Below are 18,963 nucleotides of genomic sequence, written 5' to 3' on the forward strand. Positions count from 1 at the left end.
TGATACCTCGCTCCGTCTCAGCCGCGCCGCAAATGCTCGTCCAGGCGCGGCATGATCTCGACGAAGTTGCAGGGCATGTGCCGATAGTCGAGCTGCGGCTTCAAAATGCCGTCCCAGGCGTCCTTGCAGGCGCCGGGCGAGCCCGGCAACACGAAGACGAAGGTGGCGTTGACGACGCCGCCGGTTGCCCGGCTCTGGATCGTCGAAGTGCCGATCTTGTCGTAGGAGATGCGGTGGAACACTTCGGAAAAGCCGTCCATGCGCTTTTCGAAGATCGGCTCCAGCGCCTCCGGCGTCACGTCGCGGCCGGTGAAGCCGGTGCCGCCGGTGGTGATGACGACATCGATCGCATCGTCCTTCGACCAGCCCAAAACCTTGTCGCGGATCTTGTCGCGGTCGTCGGTGACGATGTCACGAGCGGCGAGGATGTGGCCGGCCTCGGTGATGCGGTCGGCCAGGGTCTGCCCGGATTTGTCGTCGGCGAGGCTGCGCGTATCTGAAACGGTCAGTACCGCGATGCGTACGGGAACGAAGGGGCGGCTCTCGTCAATCCTGGCCATGCGCCTCAGCCTCCGATGTCATGCTTCGCGTCGCGGCGACAAACCAGTCGGGATGGCGGCTGCGGATATCGACGGCCGCGCGCTTGGCCACATTGCCGGTCTCGAACAGCCCGAAACAGGTGGCGCCGGAACCAGACATTCTGGCAAAACCGGCTCCAGCCTTGTTGAGCACAGAAAGCGCCTTGCCGATGGCGGGCTGGATTGCACGCGCCGCAGGCTCGAGATCGTTGCGGGTGATCTCCAGCCAGTTGCGGATGCTGTGGAAGTCGAGGCTGTGCGGCAGCGGCGGCAGCCCCGCATTGTCGCGGCGGCCAAGCGCCTCGAACACTTCGGCCGTCGAGACGGCAGTTCCTGGATTGACGAGCACCAGACCCAGGGCCGGGAAACTCCGCACGAGCGTCAGCTCGTCGCCGATGCCGCGGGCTATCAGCGGCTTGGCTGCGAGGCACATCGGCACGTCGGCGCCAAGCGACAGGCCGATCCGCGCCAGTTCGGCATCGCCGATGTCGAGCCTCCAGGCCTGGACCAGAGCACGCAGCACAGCCGCCGCGTCGCTTGACCCGCCGCCGACGCCGGACGCGACCGGCAGGTTCTTTTCGAGCCTGATGGCGACAGCCGGCGCATGCTGGGGACCGGCCTCGCGACGCAGCGCGTCGCGCGCTTTCGCCACCAGATTATTGTCGTCGGCCGGTACCGCGGAGGCGTATTTGCCGGACACGGAAAACCCGTCGCTGTCGGCAAGTTCCGTCTCGATGCGGTCGCCGAAGCGCGTGAACACAGCCAGGCTTTCGATCGTGTGATAACCGTCGGCGCGCCGGCCGGTGACGTGCAGCGCGAGATTTATCTTGGCGTGCGCATGCGATGCCCGGATGCTGGTCTCGGAATCCACTGGCTCGGCCGCGAGGGAGACGACGGTCAATCCTTGGCCAGACGGTATTCGCCGGTCTTCGGATCCTTGACCAGCGTTCCCATCGTACCGTTGGCGGCTTGCTTTTCGGTACGCCGCACCTTGGCGGTCACCCGCTCGGCTTCCCTGACGAAGGAGCGGTAGCCGAAATAGGCGGCAATGCCGACGACGGCGAAGAAGATGATCTGCGGCATGTCAAACTCTCCCTCGCAAGGCCGGCAAGACGGCCGGTCGGGTCGGTTGATGATTTATGCTAGACGCTTTCACCGGCTTTTCAAAGCCCGAAGCGCGCCCACAGCGCGCGCTCTTCCGCCGCATCGATGACGCCGCTTGCCGCGGCGGCGGCAATATCGGGCGCCGAAAAACTCGAGCCGAACAGGCCGAAGCGGCCGAACAGGCCGCGCGGCGCGGTGATCAGCTTGAGCTGGGTCTTCGGCCCGAAACGGCTTTTCAGCACGCTGCGCATGTCGCCGAGGGCATCGACCAGCCCGAGCTCGAGCCCCTTCTTGGCCGTCCAGAACAGGCCGGTGAACAGGTCGGGATCGTCCTTGAGCTTGCTGCCGCGCCTATCCTTGACGAGATCGATGAAGGTCTCGTGGACCTCGAGCTGCAGCGCCTTCAGGCGCTCGACGTCTTCCTTCTTTTCCGGTTTGAACGGGTCGAGCACCGCCTTGTTCTGGCCGGCGGTGTGGACGCGGCGCTCGACGCCGATCTTCTTCAACAGCTCCGGAAAGCCGAACGAGGCCGACACCACGCCGATCGAGCCGACGATGGAGGACGGGTCGGCAAAGATCTCGTCGCCGGCGACCGCGATCATGTAGCCGCCCGATGCCGCCACGTCCTCGACGAAGACCAGGACCTTCTTGTTTTTCTCCGTTGCCAGGTCGCGGATGCGCCTGAAAATCAGCCGCGACTGCACCGGCGAGCCGCCTGGCGAATTGATCGAGATGGCGACCGCCGGCGCGTCGAAGGAAAACAGCTTTTCGAGAAGGCCGGCAGTCGACGCCAGCGACAGGCTCGGCCGGAACTGGCCGCCGCCGGGCATGATGGTGCCGTGCAGCCGGATGACCGGAATGGTGACGACGTTCGAGCGCCAGGATTTCGGCAGCAGGCGATTGAAAAGACGTTTCACGAGGGGGCTGTCTCCGGTCGATTTGCTTGAGGCATGTAGGAATTCGCCGGCCAACGGCAATGCCGTCACCCCGGCAATCAAAATGGATCAGTCTCCGAACAGCGACGCCAACCCGTTATTGATCAGCTCTGCCCGTTCCGAGGGGCCATTGCCTGAATAGGCATGCAGCATCAGCGGCGGCCGGATCGACAGCTTGCCGCGTGCGCCGAGTGCTGCCCGGACGACGATGCGGATCGCTGCCGCTTCGGGGCGAGGATGGACGGCCAGCATCTCGGCATCGCCGAAGCGGCCGGCAATGGCATCGAGGATGGCGCCGAGCTGTTCCGGCCGGGCAATGACGGCCAGCCCGCCGCCCGGCCTGACCACCGCCGCCGCGCTGCGGATCCAGCTGTCGAACAGCCCGTCCTCCGCGACATGCGCGGCCTTTCTCAGCGGATCGGGCGTCGCGCGATCCTCGGCGGCATTGAACGGCGGGTTCATGATGACGAAATCGAAGCTGTTATCCTCGAGGCCGGCGGCCATTCGCGCCCGGCCCGACAGCGCGACATCGGCGACGAGCACCGAGGCGCGGTCGCTGAGATGCGCGTTGCCGGGATGGGCAAGCGTGGTTGTGGCGAAGGCCGCCATTTCCGGAGAACGCTCGACGAGCACTGCCTCGGCACCGGGGCAGCGCGACAGTACCGCCAGGCCGGCGGCACCGGCACCCGCGCCAAAGTCTGCAAGCCGCCCGGCGAACGAGGACGGCACGGCAGCCGCCAGCATCATCGCATCCATGCCGGCGCGGTGGCCTGCCTTTCTCGGCTGCACCAGCCAGAAGCGACCGCGATGGAAGGCATCGACCGTATGAGCCGGCATGTCCGGGACAAGGGCAGCGGGCGACGCGGACATTATTTTTGGCGGATCTCGTTGGCGATGCCGGCATCCGTCAGGATGCGCCGCGCCGCATCGGCCTTGTCGGCGTCCACCATGACACGGCGGGGCAGAATGCCGATCGAGCCGTCGAGCACGCTCATGTTCTGGTCGGCGACGAAAAAGCCGATGCCGGCATCGCGCATCAGCGATTCGACAAAGGAAATGATGACGGCGTCGTTGGTGCGGATGAGCTCTATCATCGAATGAAACTCGCAGTTTGCGGCGTTGATGTAAACGTGGACGTGATTATGTACCAGAGCCGCCGCGCCAATTCGCCTCTTGCCGCACCGGTGGCTGCCGCCCTAGAGTCTGTCCAGGGACCATGTTGCCGTCGTGCATATCGAGGTTGGGAGTTTTGCCGTGGGTGTCGTTCTCAACATTGAAAACGGGAAGCGGGAAGCCGCCTCGATCAAGGACCTTATCGACCTGACCGCCGCCGACATGGGGCGCGTCAATGAACTGATCCTGTCGAAGGCCGGCTCCGACGTCGAGATGATCCCGGAGATTGCCAACCACTTGATCTCGTCCGGCGGCAAACGGCTGCGGCCGATGCTGACGCTCGCCGCCGCCCAGATGTTCGGCTATTCCGGTGACGGCCACGTCAAGCTCGCCACCTCGGTCGAATTCATGCACACCGCGACACTTCTCCACGACGACGTTGTCGACGAAAGCGGCATGCGGCGCGGCAAGAAGACGGCGCGCATGATCTGGGGTAACCAGGCCAGTGTTTTGGTCGGCGATTTCCTGCTCGGCCAGGCCTTCCGCATGATGGTCGATGTCGGCTCGCTGGAAGCGCTCGACATCCTGTCGAGTGCGGCTTCGGTCATCGCCGAAGGCGAGGTGATGCAGCTCGCCGCCGCCAAAAACCTCGAGACCACCGAGGATGAGCATTTCGCCGTGATCAAGGCCAAGACCGCGGCGCTGTTTTCGGCCGCCGCCGAGGTCGGCCCGGTCATCGCCCAGGCGACGCGCAATGATCGCGCAGCACTCCGCTCCTACGGCATGAATCTCGGCCTTGCCTTCCAACTGATCGATGATGCGCTGGATTACGGCGGCACCAGCAAGGACCTCGGCAAGAATGTCGGCGACGATTTCCGCGAGGGCAAGGTGACGCTGCCGGTGATCCTCGCCTATCGGCGCGGCACAAAGGCCGAGCGCAGCTTCTGGAAACGCGCCATCGAGGATAATGCCGCCGACGATGCCGGACTGGAGAAGGCCGTCGGCCTGATGCTCCGCCACGGCGCAATTGCCGACACCATCGGACGCGCCCGCCACTTCGGCGAGATCGCCCGTGACGCGCTGGCGCCGCTCGAGGCGACGCCGCAGAAATCGGCGCTGATCGACGTCATCGATTTCTGCATCAGCCGGGTGAATTGACAGGCGTCGGCGCCCGCGCCTGTTCTCATCGCGCCTTTGCCGGAAGAACCATTGCTGCGAGCAGGCTGACGACGATGCCCGCCGCCGCGAGCCAGAAGGCGACCTGGATGCCGTCGGCGACGGCAATTTTCAAGGCATTGCCGGACAATTCGCCGATTTGGCTGTTCGCAATCGCAATCAGCACGGCCATGCCGACGGCATTGCCGACATTGAGTGTCGTCGAAGCCATCCCCGAGGCGACGCCTTGCTGATCATGCGCAACGCCGGAAGCGGCGGCAATCCACATTGCTGTCCAGACGATGCCTTGTCCGACGCCGGAGACGATCAGGCCGGGTACGAGGGACAGATAGCTGCTCTCCGCGGTCGCGCCTGATACCATCAATGCTGTGCCTACCGCGCCGACGATCATGCCGCCGACCAGCGTGCTGCGCGTCGAAAAGCGCGTCGCCAGACGCTCGCCGGCTTGCGTGCCGGTGGCGATGGCGACCGACGGCACGAGAAAGGCGAGGCCCGTCTGCAAGGCGGTGAAGCCGTGCACGTTCTGCAACAGCACGGTGAGGAAGTAGGGCAGCGCTCCGAAAGTGGCCATGTAGAGGAAGGTGATCGTCATGCCGGCGACGAGGCTGCGGTTGTGGAACAGGCGCAGCGGCATCAGCGGATCGGCGCTCTTCGCCTCGATCATCGTGAAAGCGATCAGGAAGAATGCCGCCAGTGCTGCACTGACGATGATTGCGGTCGATCCCCAGCCATATTCGGGCCCCTGAACCAGTGTGAAGACAAGCAAGGTCGCGCCGGCGGTGACGGTCAGCGCGCCCGGCAGATCGAAGCTGCGGTGCTCGTGCGGCTTCGGATCGCGCGGAATGATGGCGAAAGCCGCGATGATGGCGATCCCGGCCAAAAGCACGTTGACGTAGAAGACCGACGGCCAGCCGAAGGCGCTGGTCAGAAACCCGCCGGCAAGCGAACCGAGCGTCAGGCCGCTGGCGCCTGCGCCACCCCAGACGGCGAGCGCCCGGTTGCGTTCCGGTCCTTCGGCGAACAGACGGTTGATCAGCGACAGCGTCGCCGGAAACAGGAAGGCGCCGCCGATGCCTTGCACGGCGCGGGCCGCAATGATGATTTGCGGCGACCATGCGAGGCCGCCGACCAGGGACGAGAGCGCGTAGAGCCAGAGCGCGAAGATGAAGACGCGGCGCTGGCCGATCAGGTCGGCGGCCCGGCCGCCGAACAGTAGGAAGCCGCCGGTGAACACGGTATAGGCGCTGACCACCCATTGCAGGGTCTGGCCTGAAAATCCGAGGCCGGCGCCGATCTCCGGCAACGCCACGAAGACGATGTTGAGGTCGAGCGCGATGATGAGCTGCGCGAAGGCGAGCAGCGCCAGCGTTGCGCCGCGCTTCGCGCTGGTTGTTCCTTGCGCTGCCATCGCCCCGAGCGGCGCGCCTTGATCGAGTGAACTCATGCCGGTCTCCTTGTCGACAATTATTTAATGATCGACAAAGAATTGAGATTTGCAATCCGAAGTCAAGCGGATTATTTGTTGATCGACAAAAATTGGAGACCGCCATGGCAGGCAGGCCAAGGGAATTCGACCGCGACCAGGCGCTTGAGAAAGCCCGCGACGCCTTTTGGAGACGCGGCTACGAGGGCACCTCGATGGCCGATCTCGTATCGGCGCTTGGCCTCGCATCGGCGCGCATCTATGCCGCCTTCGGCTCGAAGGAGGACCTGTTTCGCGAAGCGGTGGCGCTTTACGAAGCCAATGAGGGCGGCTTCGCCACGCGCGCGCTGCAGGAAGAACCAAACGTCCGGCGCGTCATCGAGCGCATGCTTCGCGACGCCGTCGAAATCTATACGCGGCCGGGGCGGCCGCAGGGCTGCATGGTGGTGACGGCCGCGACCAATTGCGCCGTCGAAAATGACGCCGTGCTGCAATGGCTGGCGGAGCACCGGCTGGCACGTACCGCATCGATCGTCGAGCGATTGAAAAAGGCCGTGCGCGATGGCGAATTGAAGCCGGCCACCGACGCCGCGGCGTTGGGCGATTATTATGCCACGCTGATGCACGGCCTTTCGGTGCAGGCACGCGACGGCATTCCGAAAAAACGGCTGCACGATCTTGTCACCGTCGCCATGCAGGCGCTCGACGCAAGGCTTTCGCAAATGTCCTGAGTTCCGGGCCGTGACGCCTCACTTACCGGCTTGTTCGGCGGCCCTTCTGGGATTGACCTCCGGCGTCGGCGGCGGCGAACGCTGCTTCGTAGATACGATCGAGATGGCGAAGGCTTCTTCGTCGCGCGGCACTTCCAGCATCGGCGCCCCCATGGCTGGCGAAGCAAGAATTGAAATCTCATCCTGCCACGCAAAGTTGCATGGCGGAAGCTTTCAACCGATGGCGCTTATGGATCGCTTACGGCATCGGGCAAATAGCGACGCGCAGGCAGCGCCAAAGCGGACGCCACGCGGTCAAGGGTCGCAGTTCAGGCCCTTTCGGCATGGTTTATTAATTGCTTGACCCGATTGTGAATTCGGGCCGGGTTGAAGCACGACCCCAAAAAGGCCATGCTTTACCTGTAAAGATCGAGTCTACGGCGATCCCGCTGACGCGGAGATGGCGTTTGGCTGAAAGGGATATGATGCGGCAAGGATATGCGCGCTGGCTGACGGGGCTGGCAATCGCGACGGGCATGGCGATCTCGGCTCTGCCGGTCCATGCCAAACAGACCGCAGAGCCGGTCAGGATCACATCCTTCTCGGGGGCCTATCTCGCCGCCCGGATTGCCGAAGGCGACAACGACCTCGACAGCGCCGTCTCCTACTACAAGCAGGCGCTTGCCTTCGATCCGAACGATACGGGACTGCAGCAGAGCCTGATGCTGTCGCTGATCGCACAGGGGCGCTTCGATGAGTCCCTGGTCTACGCCGACAAGCTCAAGGCGGTTCCCGATGTCGAGCGCTTCTCGCGCCTGGCGCTGGCCATCGATTCCTTCCACAAGAAGGATTTCTCCAAGGCCGAATACTGGCTCAAGCTGTCGCTCGAATCCGATCTCGACCGGCTGATTTCCGGCGTCATGACCGGCTGGGCCAAGCAGGGTGCGGGTGACGCCGGCGAGGCCATGGCTTCCATCGACAAGCTGCAGGGCCCCGACTGGTTCGGCCTGTTCAAGTCCTTCCACCGTGCCTTGATTGCCGACGCCTCCGGCCTGCCCGACAGGGCGGATGCGCTCTACACCGCCACCCTGCAGGACACGGCCGCCGGCGGTGCCGCCCCCGAAACATGGATGCGCAACGCGCAGGCCTACGCCTCTTTCCTCGCCCGTAAGGGCGACAAGGCCAAGGCGCTGTCGGTGCTCGACCAGGCCGAGACATTTGCGCCCGGCAAGGTCGAGATTGCAGCCCTTCGCGACAAGATCAACAAGGGCGAAAGGATCCAACCCTTCGCTGCCGGCCCGTCGGACGGCGCCTCGGAAATCCTGCTCGATCTCGCCACCGCGCTCAACCGCGGCGGCGGCGAGCCGTTCGTGCGGCTTTATCTGCAATATGCGCTGGCGCTGCGGCCCGACAATGACGCGGCGCTCGTTCAGCTTGCCGCCGTTGCCGAGCAGTTGAAGGACGGCGAGGGCGCCATCGCGCTCTATCGCCGCATTCCCGCCGGTTCGCCGCTGAAGGAGCTTTCGGACCTGCAGCTCGGCCTCAACCTTGCCGATCTCGACCGCAACGACGAGGCGATCACCCACCTCAAGGCCATCGTCGATGCGCATCCCGACGACATGCGCGCCTATCTGGCGCTCGGCGGGGTCTATTCCTCGAAGGAGGATTTCCGCTCCGCCGCCAATCTTTATGACAAGGCGGTCGAGGTGCTGAAGACGCCGACCGCCGTCAACTGGAACATCTTCTACCAGCGCGGCATCGCCTATGAGCGGCTGAAGGAATGGCCGAAGGCCGAGCCGAATTTCCGCAAGGCGCTGGAGCTCTACCCCGACCAGCCGCAGGTTTTGAACTATCTCGGCTATTCCTGGGTCGACAAGGACATGAACCTCAAGGAAGGCCTCGCGATGATCCAGAAGGCCGTCGACCTGAGGCCGAGCGACGGCTACATCGTCGATTCGCTGGGCTGGGCCTATTATCGCCTTGGCCAGTTCGACGACGCTGTGCGCGAAATGGAACGCGCCGTTTCGTTGAAGCCGGAGGATCCGGTGCTCAACGATCACCTCGGCGACGCCTACTGGCGCGTTGGCCGCAAGCTGGAAGCCACCTTCCAGTGGAACCAGGCCCGCGACCTGAAGCCGGACCCGGACGTGCTTGCCGCCTTGCAGCAAAAGCTGATGAAGGGCCTGCCGCCGATCGAATCCAACACGGCGCAGGAAACCCCGAACGTAAAGCCCGAGCCGGCGCCCGCCCCGAAGGGGTGACCCCATCGCCTTGACGGTCGCGGAGCGGCACTCTACGAGGTGCCGCATCCCGCCGGAGGCCGCCGTGACCGTTGACATCCCTGCCCACACGCATCCCAGCCGCTCGTTCCAGGGGCTGATCCTGACCTTGCATAATTATTGGGCGGACTATGGCTGCGTCGTCCTCCAGCCTTACGACATGGAAGTCGGCGCCGGTACCTTTCATCCGGCAACGACATTGCGCGCGCTCGGCCCAAAACGCTGGAACGCGGCCTATGTCCAGCCCTCGCGCCGCCCCAAGGACGGCCGCTATGGCGAAAATCCGAACCGGCTGCAGCATTATTACCAATACCAGGTGATCCTGAAGCCCAATCCGCCCAATTTGCAGGAGCTTTACCTCGGCTCGCTGGCCGCGATCGGCATCGATCCGCTGCTGCACGACATCCGCTTCGTCGAGGACGACTGGGAAAGCCCGACACTGGGCGCCTGGGGACTGGGCTGGGAGTGCTGGTGCGACGGCATGGAGGTGTCGCAGTTCACCTATTTCCAGCAGGTCTGCGGCATCGAATGCGCGCCGGTGGCGGGTGAGCTCACTTACGGGCTGGAACGGCTGGCCATGTATGTGCAGGGCGTCGACAATGTCTACGACCTCAACTTCAACGGCCGCGAAGGCGCCGACAAGGTGACCTATGGCGACGTCTTCCTGCAGGCCGAGCAGGAATATTCGCGCCACAATTTCGAATTCGCCAACACGGTGATGCTGCTCAGGCATTTCGAAGACGCCGAGGCCGAGTGCAAGGCGCTGCTACAAGCCGGCGCGCCGGCGTCGAACGACAATCTGGCGATGCACAGGATGGTATTCCCCGCCTACGACCAGTGCATCAAGGCCAGCCATGTCTTCAACCTGCTCGACGCACGCGGCGTCATTTCCGTCACCGAGCGCCAGAGCTACATCTTGCGGGTGCGCAATCTGGCCAAAGCCTGCGGCGAGGCGTTTCTGCTGACGCAGGCGGGTGGAATGGCGGCTTAGCTCCAGGCGATTTCGACAGGGGCGCTGATTGGCAACGTGCCTTGGCCGCTTGCACCGGCTATTGTCCGCAGCGCCTGCCGGACGCCGGGCATCGAGAAGGCACCGTGCACCTGCGCTGTAAAACAGGCGCTGAGCGCGAGGATCTGCAGGAATGTCGATGCCGTTTTCATGGTCGTTCAGCCAATAGCTCTCTGCCTGAGCGTTGGTCGCTTCAGCGCTGCGTTCGGTTCATGGAAATCTTTGATCCAAGGACGGGCGGACCGGCGCGTGTCCGACAGGAGGCTGAATTTTTTCGGAAATCGCCGCTGGACGCCTTGATCGTGCTGGCCCGATCTTGCTGGGAAGGGTGACAGCAGCCGACCGAGTTGCTATGCCCCGCTTACCTCCGCCTCGATGGGGGAGGACGCCGCGAAGCGGCGGCTGTTTTTTGTCGCGTGAGCTCTTTCAATGCCTGACCTACTTCTAGAACTTCGTTCCGAAGAAATCCCCGCTCGCATGCAGCGCAAGGCGGCCGGCGATCTCAGGAAGCTTTTGACCGACGGTCTGGTCGAAGCCGGGCTGACCTATGAGGCGGCGCGCGAATATTGGACGCCGCGTCGGTTGGCGCTCGACATCCGCGGCCTGACCGCCCGCTCGAAGGACATCAGCGAGGAGATCAAGGGCCCCTCGACCAAGGCGCCCGAGCAGGCGGTGCAAGGTTTTCTGCGCAAGGCCGGCCTTGCCTCGATTGCCGAGGCGCATGTCCATTCCGATCCGAAGAAGGGCGACTTCTATGTCGCCCATATTTCCAGGCCGGGCAGGTCGGCGGAGCAGATCATCGCCGAGCTGGTGCCGGGCATCATCCGCAACTTCCCCTGGCCGAAATCGATGCGCTGGGGGCCGGCGTCGGCCAAGCCCGCGTCGCTGCGCTGGGTGCGGCCGCTGCAATCGATCCTGTGCACCTTCGGCCCGGAAACCGAGGAGCCGGTGGTGGTCGATTTCGAGATCGACGGTATCCGCTCAGGCAACGTCACCTACGGCCACCGTTTTCATGCGCCGGGCGCCATCACGGTGCGCCGCTTTGACGATTACGTCGCCAAGCTTGAAGCGGCCAAGGTCGTGCTCGATGCCGACCGACGCAAGGAGATCATTCTTGCCGATGCCAGGAACCTCGCCTTCGCCAGCGGGCTCGACCTCGTCGAGGACGAGGGGCTGCTGGAGGAAGTGTCGGGCCTGGTCGAATGGCCCGTCGTGCTGATGGGCGAATTCGAGCAGGATTTTCTGGCCATTCCGGCCGAGGTGATCCGGCTCACCATCCGCGCCAACCAGAAGTGTTTTGTGACGCGGCCGCATGGCGCGGGCGAAGAGCTCTCCAACCGCTTCATCCTGACCGCCAATGTCGAGGCCAAGGATGGCGGCAAGGAGATCGCCCATGGCAACGGCAAGGTGGTGCGCGCCCGCCTGTCCGACGCGCTCTATTTCTGGAAGACCGACCAGGGCGACCTGCCGGATCTCGACCAGTTGCAGGCATCGGCGGAAAAGTTCGGGCTTGACCTCAACAAGCCGCTCGACCAGCGCATGGCCCGCCTCGACCATCTCAATGTGACGTTTCATGCCAAGCTCGGCACGCAGGGCGAGCGGGTGGAGCGGATTGCGCGCTTGGCCGAAGAACTGGCACCAATCGTGGTGCGCGCAATCTCCCCCCTTGAGGGGGAGATGGCCGGCAGGCCAGAGGGGGTCGCTTCGCGTGAAGCGCCGGCATCCTCGGTCCACAAGAGAGAGTCGCGTCAGGACGCACCGATCCCCTCTGTCGCCTTCGGCGACATCTCCCCCTCAAGGGGGGAGATTACCGCGCTGGCGCGTCGCGCTGCCGTCCTCGCCAAGGCCGATCTCACCACCGAGGTGGTTGGCGAATTCCCGGAACTGCAGGGCGCCATGGGTCGCAAATACGCCCTGCTGCAACGCGAGCATCCGTCGGTCGCCGCTGCGATCGAGGAGCACTACAAGCCGCAGGGGCCGTCAGATCGCGTGCCGACTGATCCGGTATCGATCGCCGTGGCGCTCGCCGACAAGCTCGATACGCTGGTCGGGTTCTGGGCGATCGACGAAAAACCGACCGGATCGAAGGACCCCTATGCGCTGCGGAGAGCGGCGCTGGGGGTAACGAGGATACTGATTGAGAACGGGATTAGGTTGTCCCTGAAATCTGTGGCCAATATCGCGTCCGAAGATATTGCAGGTCACATACGCGATCCCAAACTCGACCGACAGTTCGAAATTGCTGCGGAGCTAGAGCAGCAACTCGGAGGAGATTCGCTTACCGATCTCGTCATCGAACGCGATTCCGCAATCTCAAACAACACCTTTGAACGTTCCGGAGAAAGGCAGCAGCGAGAGATCAACAACCTCCTCTCCTTCTTCCACGATCGCCTCAAAGTCTATCTCCGCGACCAGGGTGCGCGGCACGATCTAATCGACGCGGTGCTGGCGGCGGGTTCGCGCCCGATCTCCCCCCTCGTGGGGGAGATGTCGGCGCAGCCGACAGAGGGGGGCGCTGTCCCGCCGGCCTCTCGGCGCGAGGCGCCCCCCTCTGCCCTGCCGGGCATCTCCCCCACAAGGGGGGAGATTGGCCAAAACGACGACCTGCTGCAAATCGTCCGCCGCGTCGAAGCGCTCGGCTCATTCCTCGATACCGAGGACGGCAAGAACCTGCTTGCCGGCACCAAGCGTGCGGCCAACATCGTCGCTGCCGAAGAGAAGAAGGCGACGGCGATCGCAAGCAGCGTTGAGCCGGCTCTATTCCGGGAGGACGCGGAGAAAGCCTTGTTTGCTGCGGTGAATCAGGCTGAGAGGCAAGCCGGCGAAGCAATTCAAAACGAAGAATTTTCCGCCGCCATGCTGGCGCTTAGCGTGTTGCGCGAGCCGGTTGATTCATTCTTTGAGAAAGTCCTCGTAAACGATGACGACCAGGCGGTGCGCGCCAATCGCCTGGCATTGCTCGCCCGCATCCGTGCAGCGACCGACCGGGTCGCGGATTTCTCCAAGATAGCCGGCTGACATCCGCGAAAAATCATCGCTTACCAGCCATTCGAGCCGGCTTACAGTCATATGCCGATGATCTCCGCGTGGCAAAAGGGACATGTTCCCAACCCACGGAGGCTTCCATGAATTCCGCTCACGACATCGAAGTGACAGAAGAGACCGAGACGCTTGAACCCACCTCCGAAACGATGCTCGACGAGGCCGCTGCCGTCGTGGTCGAGGCTGCCGATCTGTCGGACGATGAGGACGGCGACGATGAAGACACCGACGGGGAAGCTGCTGAAGACGATAAGTCGGCTACCCTCTCCGACGACGAAGAAGAAGACGACGATGAAGATGACGAGGAAGACGACGACGACAGCGTGAAGGCCGAAAGTGCCGGCGAAAAAGACGCTGACGACGACGAAGAAGAATCAGACGACGCCGACGACGCGGACGAAGAACAAGCAGCCTGAGATTTCAGGCGCTTTACGCCGCTTCAGTCCATGAACCAGGGCGGCGCTTCCGCGCCGCCCTGGTTCCGGCGCTGCTTCAGGCGCTATTTAGGCTGGTCGGGAGCTGCTAGCGGCGCAGGCTGCGGCGCTGCGGGCTCGGGGTTTTTGCTGGCGATCTTTGGATCGGCCTTGCTGACCGCAGAGGGCGTTGCAGCGGTGGCCGGCGCGGTTTTGGGCGCGGGCCTTGCAAAGGCATCGCCGACGATACCGCCGCGAATGATCATCGGGCTTCCGGTGAAGCCATGGCTCGGCTGGCTCGGGATTGCCGCGACCTTTTCATCGGTGACGTTTCCATTGACGTCAGGCAGCTTCTCGCCAAGCGCGACGATCGACGGTGTTTTCGTCCGCTCGACCGAGCCGGGACTGGCCACCGTACCGACCACCGAAGGCGTCGCCGTCGTCTGCCCGAGAAAAACCAGCGACGAGGCCTGTGCCGTGCCGGCCATAACCGCCAGACCAAGCGCACCAAGGATACGCATCGAAAGCATGATAGTTCCCCTTGCCCAAGAAGACGGCACCCTAGCCGAGGGCAGTTGATGCCGGCTTGCGGGGAAACATAGCATTTTAGCGATTTGCGATTCGCCAACGCCTGGGCTTGCTCGCCCGGCGTCGCCGTATTAGGCACCCGCATCCGTGAGGTGACGACAGTGGCTGAAATTCGTACCGTCGGCGAGGCGATGGAAAGGGCGTTGGCGCTGCTCGAAAGCGGCGACGTCGTCGCCATACCGACCGAGACCGTCTATGGGCTGGCCGGCGACGCGACCAATGGCGTTGCCGTGGCTCGTATCTTCGAAGCCAAGGGTCGCCCGCGCTTCAACCCGCTGATCGCCCATATAGCCGATCCGACGATGGCCGAGCGCATCGCGCTGTTCGATCCGCTGTCGGAAAGATTGGCGCAGGCATTCTGGCCGGGACCGCTGACGCTGGTTCTCCCGCAGCGGCCCGGCAACGGCATTCATCCGCTGGTCACCGCCGGTCTGGACACCATCGCGCTGCGCATGCCGAAAGGCTTTGGCGGCGAGCTGATCGCCAGGTTCGGCCGCGCGCTTGCGGCGCCCAGCGCCAATTCCTCGGGCAGGATCAGCGCCACCACGGCCGAGGCCGTGGCCGCCGACCTCGGTCCCCGGATCAAGCTCATCGTCGATGGCGGCGCGACGCGGGTCGGGCTGGAATCGACGATCCTCAAGGTCGAAGCCGGAAAGCTGCGGCTGCTGCGACCGGGCGGCATTGCCGCCGAAGAGATCGAAGCAGTGGCCGGGACAAAGTTGCTGCGCGGCGCTTCGGGCATCGAGGCGCCCGGCATGCTCGCCTCGCATTACGCTCCGGGTGCGGCGGTGCGGCTCAATGCCGGCAAGGTCGCCACAGGCGAAGCCTTGCTGGCCTTCGGCCGCCGCCGTGCCGAGGGCTGGCGCGATGCAGCCGCACTGCGCAATTTGTCGGAGACCGGCGACCTGCGCGAGGCAGCAAGCAATCTCTTCGCTCATCTGCAGGATCTCGATGGCAGCGGCGCCAAAACCATCGCCGTCGAGCCGATCCCGTTCGAAGGGCTGGGCGAGGCGATCAACGACAGGCTTTCGCGCGCCGCCGCCCCGCGTGACAAGATCGCCCCTCGTGACAAGATGGATTGAGCACCATAGTTTCCACCCATGAACGACATTTCCCCCGACCTCGATCCTGCCGTCATCGCGCGCTTTGTGACAATCGTCGGCGACAAATATGCGCTGCGCGACCAGCAGGACATCACGCCTTACCTCGCCGAGCGGCGCGGACTTTGGCACGGCAGGACGGCGCTGGTGCTGAGGCCGGGGACCGTCGAGGAGGTCAGCCGCATCATGCGGCTGGCGAGCGAAACGGGCACGCCGATTGTACCGCAAAGCGGCAACACCGGGCTGGTCGGCGCCCAGGTGCCGGACGCGTCCGGCCGCGAGATCGTGCTGTCGCTGTCGCGGCTAAACCGCATCCGTGAGATCGATACCCTGTCCAACACGGTGACGGTCGAAACCGGCGTCATCCTGCAGACGCTGCAGGAAGCGGCCGATGCCGCCGACCGGCTGTTTCCGCTGTCGCTTGCCGCGCAAGGCTCCTGCCAGATCGGCGGCAATCTCTCTTCCAACGCCGGTGGCACCGGCGTGCTTGCCTACGGCAATGCGCGCGAACTCTGCCTCGGCGTCGAAGTGGTGCTGCCGACCGGCGAAGTGTTCGACGATCTGCGCAAGCTGAAGAAGGACAATACCGGTTATGATCTGAAGGACCTGTTCGTCGGCGCCGAGGGTACGCTCGGCATCATCACCGCCGCCGTGCTCAAGCTTTTCCCCAAGCCCAAGGGGCGCGAGGTGGCGTTTGCCGGCCTGTCATCGCCGGAGGCGGCACTGTCGCTGTTCAGCCTCGCGATGGACCGTGCAGGGGCAGCGCTCACCGCCTTCGAGCTGATCGGCCAGAGGCCTTACGACTTCACGCTTGCCCACGCACAAGGCGTAGTGCGGCCGCTGGCCGGCGATTGGCCGTGGTATGTGCTGATGCAGATCTCGTCGGGCCGCTCGGCCGAGGATGCACGGGCGCTGATCGAAGAGGTGCTGGAGGCAGGCCTCGAGCAAGGGATCGTCGGCGATGCGGTGATCGCGTCAAGCATCACCCAGGGCGATGCGTTCTGGAATTTCCGCGAAGTGCTGCCCGAGGCGCAGAGACCCGAAGGTGCCTCGATCAAGCACGACATCTCGGTGCCGGTGGCGTCGATCCCGCCCTTCATCGAAAAGGCCGCCGGCGCCGTGCAATCGGTCAGTCCCGGCGCACGCGTCGTCTGCTTCGGCCACATGGGCGACGGCAATCTGCACTACAACATTTCCCGGCCGGTCGACGGTGACGACGAGGCGTTTCTCGGCCTTTACCACGTCATGAACAAGGCCGTGCACGACGTCGTGCGCTCGTTTCATGGCTCGATCTCGGCCGAGCACGGCATCGGCCAGTTGAAGCGGGACGAATTGATCGCGACGGCGCCGCCGATGGCGATCGAGCTGATGCGCAGGGTGAAGGCCGCTTTCGATCCCGCCGGCATCATGAATCCCGGTAAGGTTATCTGATCCTTTCGCCGGCCCGCGCCGGTTCGTATTCCGATAACCATCCGCCTCGGATCAGCAAAATTTAACCGACTTTCTTAAGCGCGAGGATAAGAAGCTCGCGCTAATGTTTCTCCACAACGAGGCTGGGAAAACCGGCCCGGAGATCCGGAAACACCGGCTCTCAGGAGAAACAGGAAAGGCACGATATGAACACTGGACTGAAGCCAGTCTGGGCCGGGCGCAATATGCGCCTCGACCCATTCCGCCTGCCGCAGGTGGTGAGCTACGCCACGCGCGACGACTATGGCGACGTTACCTTCACCATCGATCAGCGCGGCGCGGTTATCCGCCGCACGCTGGAGATCAGCGGCGTGCCGGCGATCATCGCTCTGCCCGCCAACGCGTTTCGCGGCGTCGCCGCGCGCGCGATGGAGGATCCGGATGGCAATGTCACAGTGACGCTTGAGCTTCTGCACAACGACCCGATGCTGTCGGTGCCGCTGCTGGTCGCCGACGATCTAGACGACGTCGCCGCCGACTGGCGCGCCTGGGCCGACGCCTACCGTCTGCCGATGCTGCTGATCGAGGCCGACGGCATTGCTCGGACGCTGGAAGAATCGCTCGGCGCCGCCATCAAGGCGCTGCCGGCGCAGGACCGCCGCAAGGGTCGCGTCTCGACCATGCGCCGCCCGCGCTTCCTCGCCCGCCGCCGCGCCGGCGACCTCGGCCTCAGGCTGGTCATCGGCGGCGAGGAGCTTATTTCGCGGGAATAGGCCTGAGCGCCTCTTCCTTCTCCCCCTGTGGGAGAAGGTGGCCGAGCGGAGCTCGGTCGGATGAGGGGTGTTCCAGGGAACGCCAACGCCTCATTTCTTCCAACATCCCTCAACCGTCTTGGCGCTACGCGCCAATCCACCTTCTCCCACAAGGGAGAAGGGAAAAGGCTCCTAAACCAGCGGCTTCAGCGCCACCCAGACCGCGCCGCCGATCAGGCCGAGGAAGATCAGCCAGCCGACCTGGTTGTTCGATCTGAACAGCCTCAGGCACTGGTCCGGATCGTCGATGTCGAGCACGCCGATCTGCCGCGCCAGATGGGCGCCGGCGGCAATCAGCCCGGCGAGCGCCGGCACCGGTGCCTGCGCCGAGGCGAAAGCAATGGCGAAGCAGACCAGCGCTCCGCCATAAAGTCCGGCAAGCCAGGCCTTGGTGTTGTCGCCGAACAGGCGCGCCGTCGAGCGCACGCCGACGATGGCGTCGTCCTCCTTGTCCTGATGCGCATAGATCGTGTCATAGCCGATCACCCACAGGATCGAGCCGATATAGAGCATGATTGCCGGCCCATCGAGATCGCCGAACTCGACCGCCCATCCCATCAGCGCCCCCCAGGAAAAGGCAAGACCGAGAACCAGTTGCGGCCAATTGGTGTACCGCTTCATGAACGGGTAGATGGCGACGATGACCAGCGAGCCGATGCCGAGCAAGATGGCCAAGCTGTTGAACTGCAAAAGCACGGCGAGGCCGACCAGTGCCTGCAAGACAACAAACATCCAGGCCTGCCGGCGCGTAACCTTGCCGGCCGGCAGCGGCCGCGAGCGTGTGCGTTCCACCTGGTTGTCGATGTCCTCGTCGACCAGGTCGTTGTAGGTGCAGCCGGCGCCACGCATGGCGAACGCGCCAAGAAAAAACAGCAGCAGATACCACGGCGACGGCAGCAGCGAGAGCAGCGGGTCCGTCGGACGCGGATAGGCGCTCGCGGCAAGTGCAGCCGACCACCAGCATGGCCACAGCAGCAATTGCCAGCCGATCGGCCGGTCCCATCGGGCAAGCTGCGCATAGGGCCACAACCCCCGCGGCAGCGCGCGATAGACCCAGTGGCCGCTCGGCGCATCGGCGACGCGGCCCTGGGCCGCTTTCGACTGGACGGTTTCCATTTTGCTGGAGTGGCAGCAGAGGCGAATGCCGTCAAGCGTCAAGCAGGCCGGATCCGCTCGCGGCGCGGAATCGCCGCCGCGGACAGCCAAATGTCTTGACCCGCCGCCCGGGGCGCAATAGCGCAGTCCTGATCGGAACGGGCAAGGAATCCAGG

Annotated in this window: 20 protein-coding genes; 9 read left to right on the top strand and 11 right to left on the bottom strand. The window is 64.2% G+C overall.

All coding sequences use genetic code 11. The annotated features are described in order from the left end of the window. Positions 1 to 17: 17 nt before the first annotated feature. The 6 genes from moaB to NKH05_RS02250 all read right to left on the bottom strand — a co-directional run bounded on the left by moaB (position 18) and on the right by NKH05_RS02250 (position 3,711). Positions 18 to 560, bottom strand: a complete 543-nt coding sequence (moaB, locus tag NKH05_RS02225; RefSeq protein ID WP_023716860.1) for a molybdenum cofactor biosynthesis protein B — start codon at positions 558 to 560, stop codon at positions 18 to 20. Further along, the gene (locus NKH05_RS02230; protein ID WP_023716861.1) at positions 547 to 1,449 is read right to left on the bottom strand and encodes a 4-(cytidine 5'-diphospho)-2-C-methyl-D-erythritol kinase; all 903 of its coding nucleotides are present in this window, start codon (positions 1,447 to 1,449) and stop codon (positions 547 to 549) included. The genes moaB and NKH05_RS02230 overlap by 14 nt, the downstream gene beginning before the upstream one ends. A gap of 26 nt (positions 1,450 to 1,475) precedes the next feature. Continuing rightward, positions 1,476 to 1,661, bottom strand: coding sequence for a membrane protein (locus NKH05_RS02235; protein ID WP_023674078.1), 186 nt, complete (start codon positions 1,659 to 1,661; stop codon positions 1,476 to 1,478). An 80-nt stretch (positions 1,662 to 1,741) separates the two neighbouring features. After that, on the bottom strand, positions 1,742 to 2,599 hold the full coding sequence (locus tag NKH05_RS02240) for a S49 family peptidase (protein ID WP_023716862.1): 858 nt from the start codon (positions 2,597 to 2,599) through the stop codon (positions 1,742 to 1,744). A gap of 87 nt (positions 2,600 to 2,686) precedes the next feature. Then, the gene (locus NKH05_RS02245; RefSeq protein ID WP_352483733.1) at positions 2,687 to 3,487 is read right to left on the bottom strand and encodes a tRNA1(Val) (adenine(37)-N6)-methyltransferase; all 801 of its coding nucleotides are present in this window, start codon (positions 3,485 to 3,487) and stop codon (positions 2,687 to 2,689) included. Continuing rightward, positions 3,487 to 3,711 (bottom strand): putative signal transducing protein, encoded by a 225-nt coding sequence (locus NKH05_RS02250; RefSeq protein WP_023716864.1) that lies wholly within the window; start codon positions 3,709 to 3,711, stop codon positions 3,487 to 3,489. Before NKH05_RS02250 ends, NKH05_RS02245 begins: the two co-directional genes overlap by 1 nt. A gap of 160 nt (positions 3,712 to 3,871) precedes the next feature. Between NKH05_RS02250 and NKH05_RS02255 the strand changes: the two genes are divergently transcribed. After that, positions 3,872 to 4,888, top strand: coding sequence for a polyprenyl synthetase family protein (locus tag NKH05_RS02255; RefSeq protein ID WP_023716865.1), 1,017 nt, complete (start codon positions 3,872 to 3,874; stop codon positions 4,886 to 4,888). 25 nt (positions 4,889 to 4,913) lie between these two features. Here the strand turns inward: NKH05_RS02255 and NKH05_RS02260 are convergent, their stop codons facing one another. Further along, a complete protein-coding gene (locus NKH05_RS02260; RefSeq protein WP_198030447.1) occupies positions 4,914 to 6,350 on the bottom strand; it encodes an MFS transporter in 1,437 nt (478 codons plus the stop codon). A gap of 104 nt (positions 6,351 to 6,454) precedes the next feature. On the opposite strand from NKH05_RS02260, the gene NKH05_RS02265 reads away from it, so the two are divergent. After that, entirely contained in the window at positions 6,455 to 7,060 is a 606-nt protein-coding gene (locus tag NKH05_RS02265; protein ID WP_352965346.1) for a TetR/AcrR family transcriptional regulator, read from the top strand. Positions 7,061 to 7,078: 18 nt separating this feature from the next. Here NKH05_RS02265 and NKH05_RS02270 read toward each other — a convergent pair whose 3' ends face one another. Next, complete coding sequence (locus NKH05_RS02270; RefSeq protein WP_352483732.1) at positions 7,079 to 7,201, bottom strand: hypothetical protein; 123 nt, start codon at positions 7,199 to 7,201, stop codon at positions 7,079 to 7,081. A 323-nt stretch (positions 7,202 to 7,524) separates the two neighbouring features. Between NKH05_RS02270 and NKH05_RS02275 the strand changes: the two genes are divergently transcribed. Both NKH05_RS02275 and NKH05_RS02280 read left to right on the top strand, forming a co-directional pair. Then, entirely contained in the window at positions 7,525 to 9,300 is a 1,776-nt protein-coding gene (locus NKH05_RS02275) for a tetratricopeptide repeat protein (protein WP_023716869.1), read from the top strand. A 64-nt stretch (positions 9,301 to 9,364) separates the two neighbouring features. Then, a complete protein-coding gene (locus NKH05_RS02280) occupies positions 9,365 to 10,309 on the top strand; it encodes a glycine--tRNA ligase subunit alpha (protein WP_023716870.1) in 945 nt (314 codons plus the stop codon). Here NKH05_RS02280 and NKH05_RS02285 read toward each other — a convergent pair. Beyond that, positions 10,306 to 10,479: a hypothetical protein gene (locus NKH05_RS02285; RefSeq protein WP_023716871.1), complete on the bottom strand. Its 174-nt coding sequence runs from the start codon at positions 10,477 to 10,479 to the stop codon at positions 10,306 to 10,308. The genes NKH05_RS02280 and NKH05_RS02285 overlap by 4 nt on opposite strands. Positions 10,480 to 10,756: 277 nt before the next feature. Here NKH05_RS02285 and glyS point away from each other — a divergent pair, with 277 nt between their 5' ends. Both glyS and NKH05_RS02295 read left to right on the top strand, forming a co-directional pair. Continuing rightward, positions 10,757 to 13,345, top strand: coding sequence for a glycine--tRNA ligase subunit beta (gene glyS / locus NKH05_RS02290; protein WP_353024980.1), 2,589 nt, complete (start codon positions 10,757 to 10,759; stop codon positions 13,343 to 13,345). A gap of 107 nt (positions 13,346 to 13,452) precedes the next feature. Beyond that, the gene (locus tag NKH05_RS02295) at positions 13,453 to 13,785 is read left to right on the top strand and encodes an ATPase (modular protein) (RefSeq protein ID WP_352965343.1); all 333 of its coding nucleotides are present in this window, start codon (positions 13,453 to 13,455) and stop codon (positions 13,783 to 13,785) included. Between the two features lie 83 nt (positions 13,786 to 13,868). On the opposite strand, the gene NKH05_RS02300 is transcribed toward NKH05_RS02295, so the two are convergent. Further along, positions 13,869 to 14,312, bottom strand: coding sequence for a hypothetical protein (locus NKH05_RS02300; protein ID WP_352965341.1), 444 nt, complete (start codon positions 14,310 to 14,312; stop codon positions 13,869 to 13,871). A 159-nt stretch (positions 14,313 to 14,471) separates the two neighbouring features. Between NKH05_RS02300 and NKH05_RS02305 the strand changes: the two genes are divergently transcribed. The 3 genes from NKH05_RS02305 (at position 14,472) to NKH05_RS02315 (ending at position 17,653) form a co-directional block, all read left to right on the top strand. Next, the gene (locus NKH05_RS02305; RefSeq protein WP_352483729.1) at positions 14,472 to 15,452 is read left to right on the top strand and encodes an L-threonylcarbamoyladenylate synthase; all 981 of its coding nucleotides are present in this window, start codon (positions 14,472 to 14,474) and stop codon (positions 15,450 to 15,452) included. A gap of 18 nt (positions 15,453 to 15,470) precedes the next feature. Continuing rightward, positions 15,471 to 16,901 carry an FAD-binding oxidoreductase gene (locus NKH05_RS02310; RefSeq protein WP_352483728.1) on the top strand — a complete coding sequence of 477 codons (1,431 nt, stop codon included), beginning with the start codon at positions 15,471 to 15,473 and terminating at the stop codon, positions 16,899 to 16,901. 185 nt (positions 16,902 to 17,086) lie between these two features. Further along, on the top strand, positions 17,087 to 17,653 hold the full coding sequence (locus tag NKH05_RS02315; RefSeq protein WP_352483727.1) for a DUF6101 family protein: 567 nt from the start codon (positions 17,087 to 17,089) through the stop codon (positions 17,651 to 17,653). A gap of 171 nt (positions 17,654 to 17,824) precedes the next feature. Here the strand turns inward: NKH05_RS02315 and ubiA are convergent, their stop codons facing one another. Next, complete coding sequence (gene ubiA / locus NKH05_RS02320) at positions 17,825 to 18,808, bottom strand: 4-hydroxybenzoate octaprenyltransferase (protein WP_352588985.1); 984 nt, start codon at positions 18,806 to 18,808, stop codon at positions 17,825 to 17,827. Between the last annotated feature and the right edge of the window lie 155 nt (positions 18,809 to 18,963).

The sequence above is a fragment of the Mesorhizobium sp. M1399 genome, assembly GCF_040317735.1.
Classification (GTDB): domain Bacteria; phylum Pseudomonadota; class Alphaproteobacteria; order Rhizobiales; family Rhizobiaceae; genus Mesorhizobium.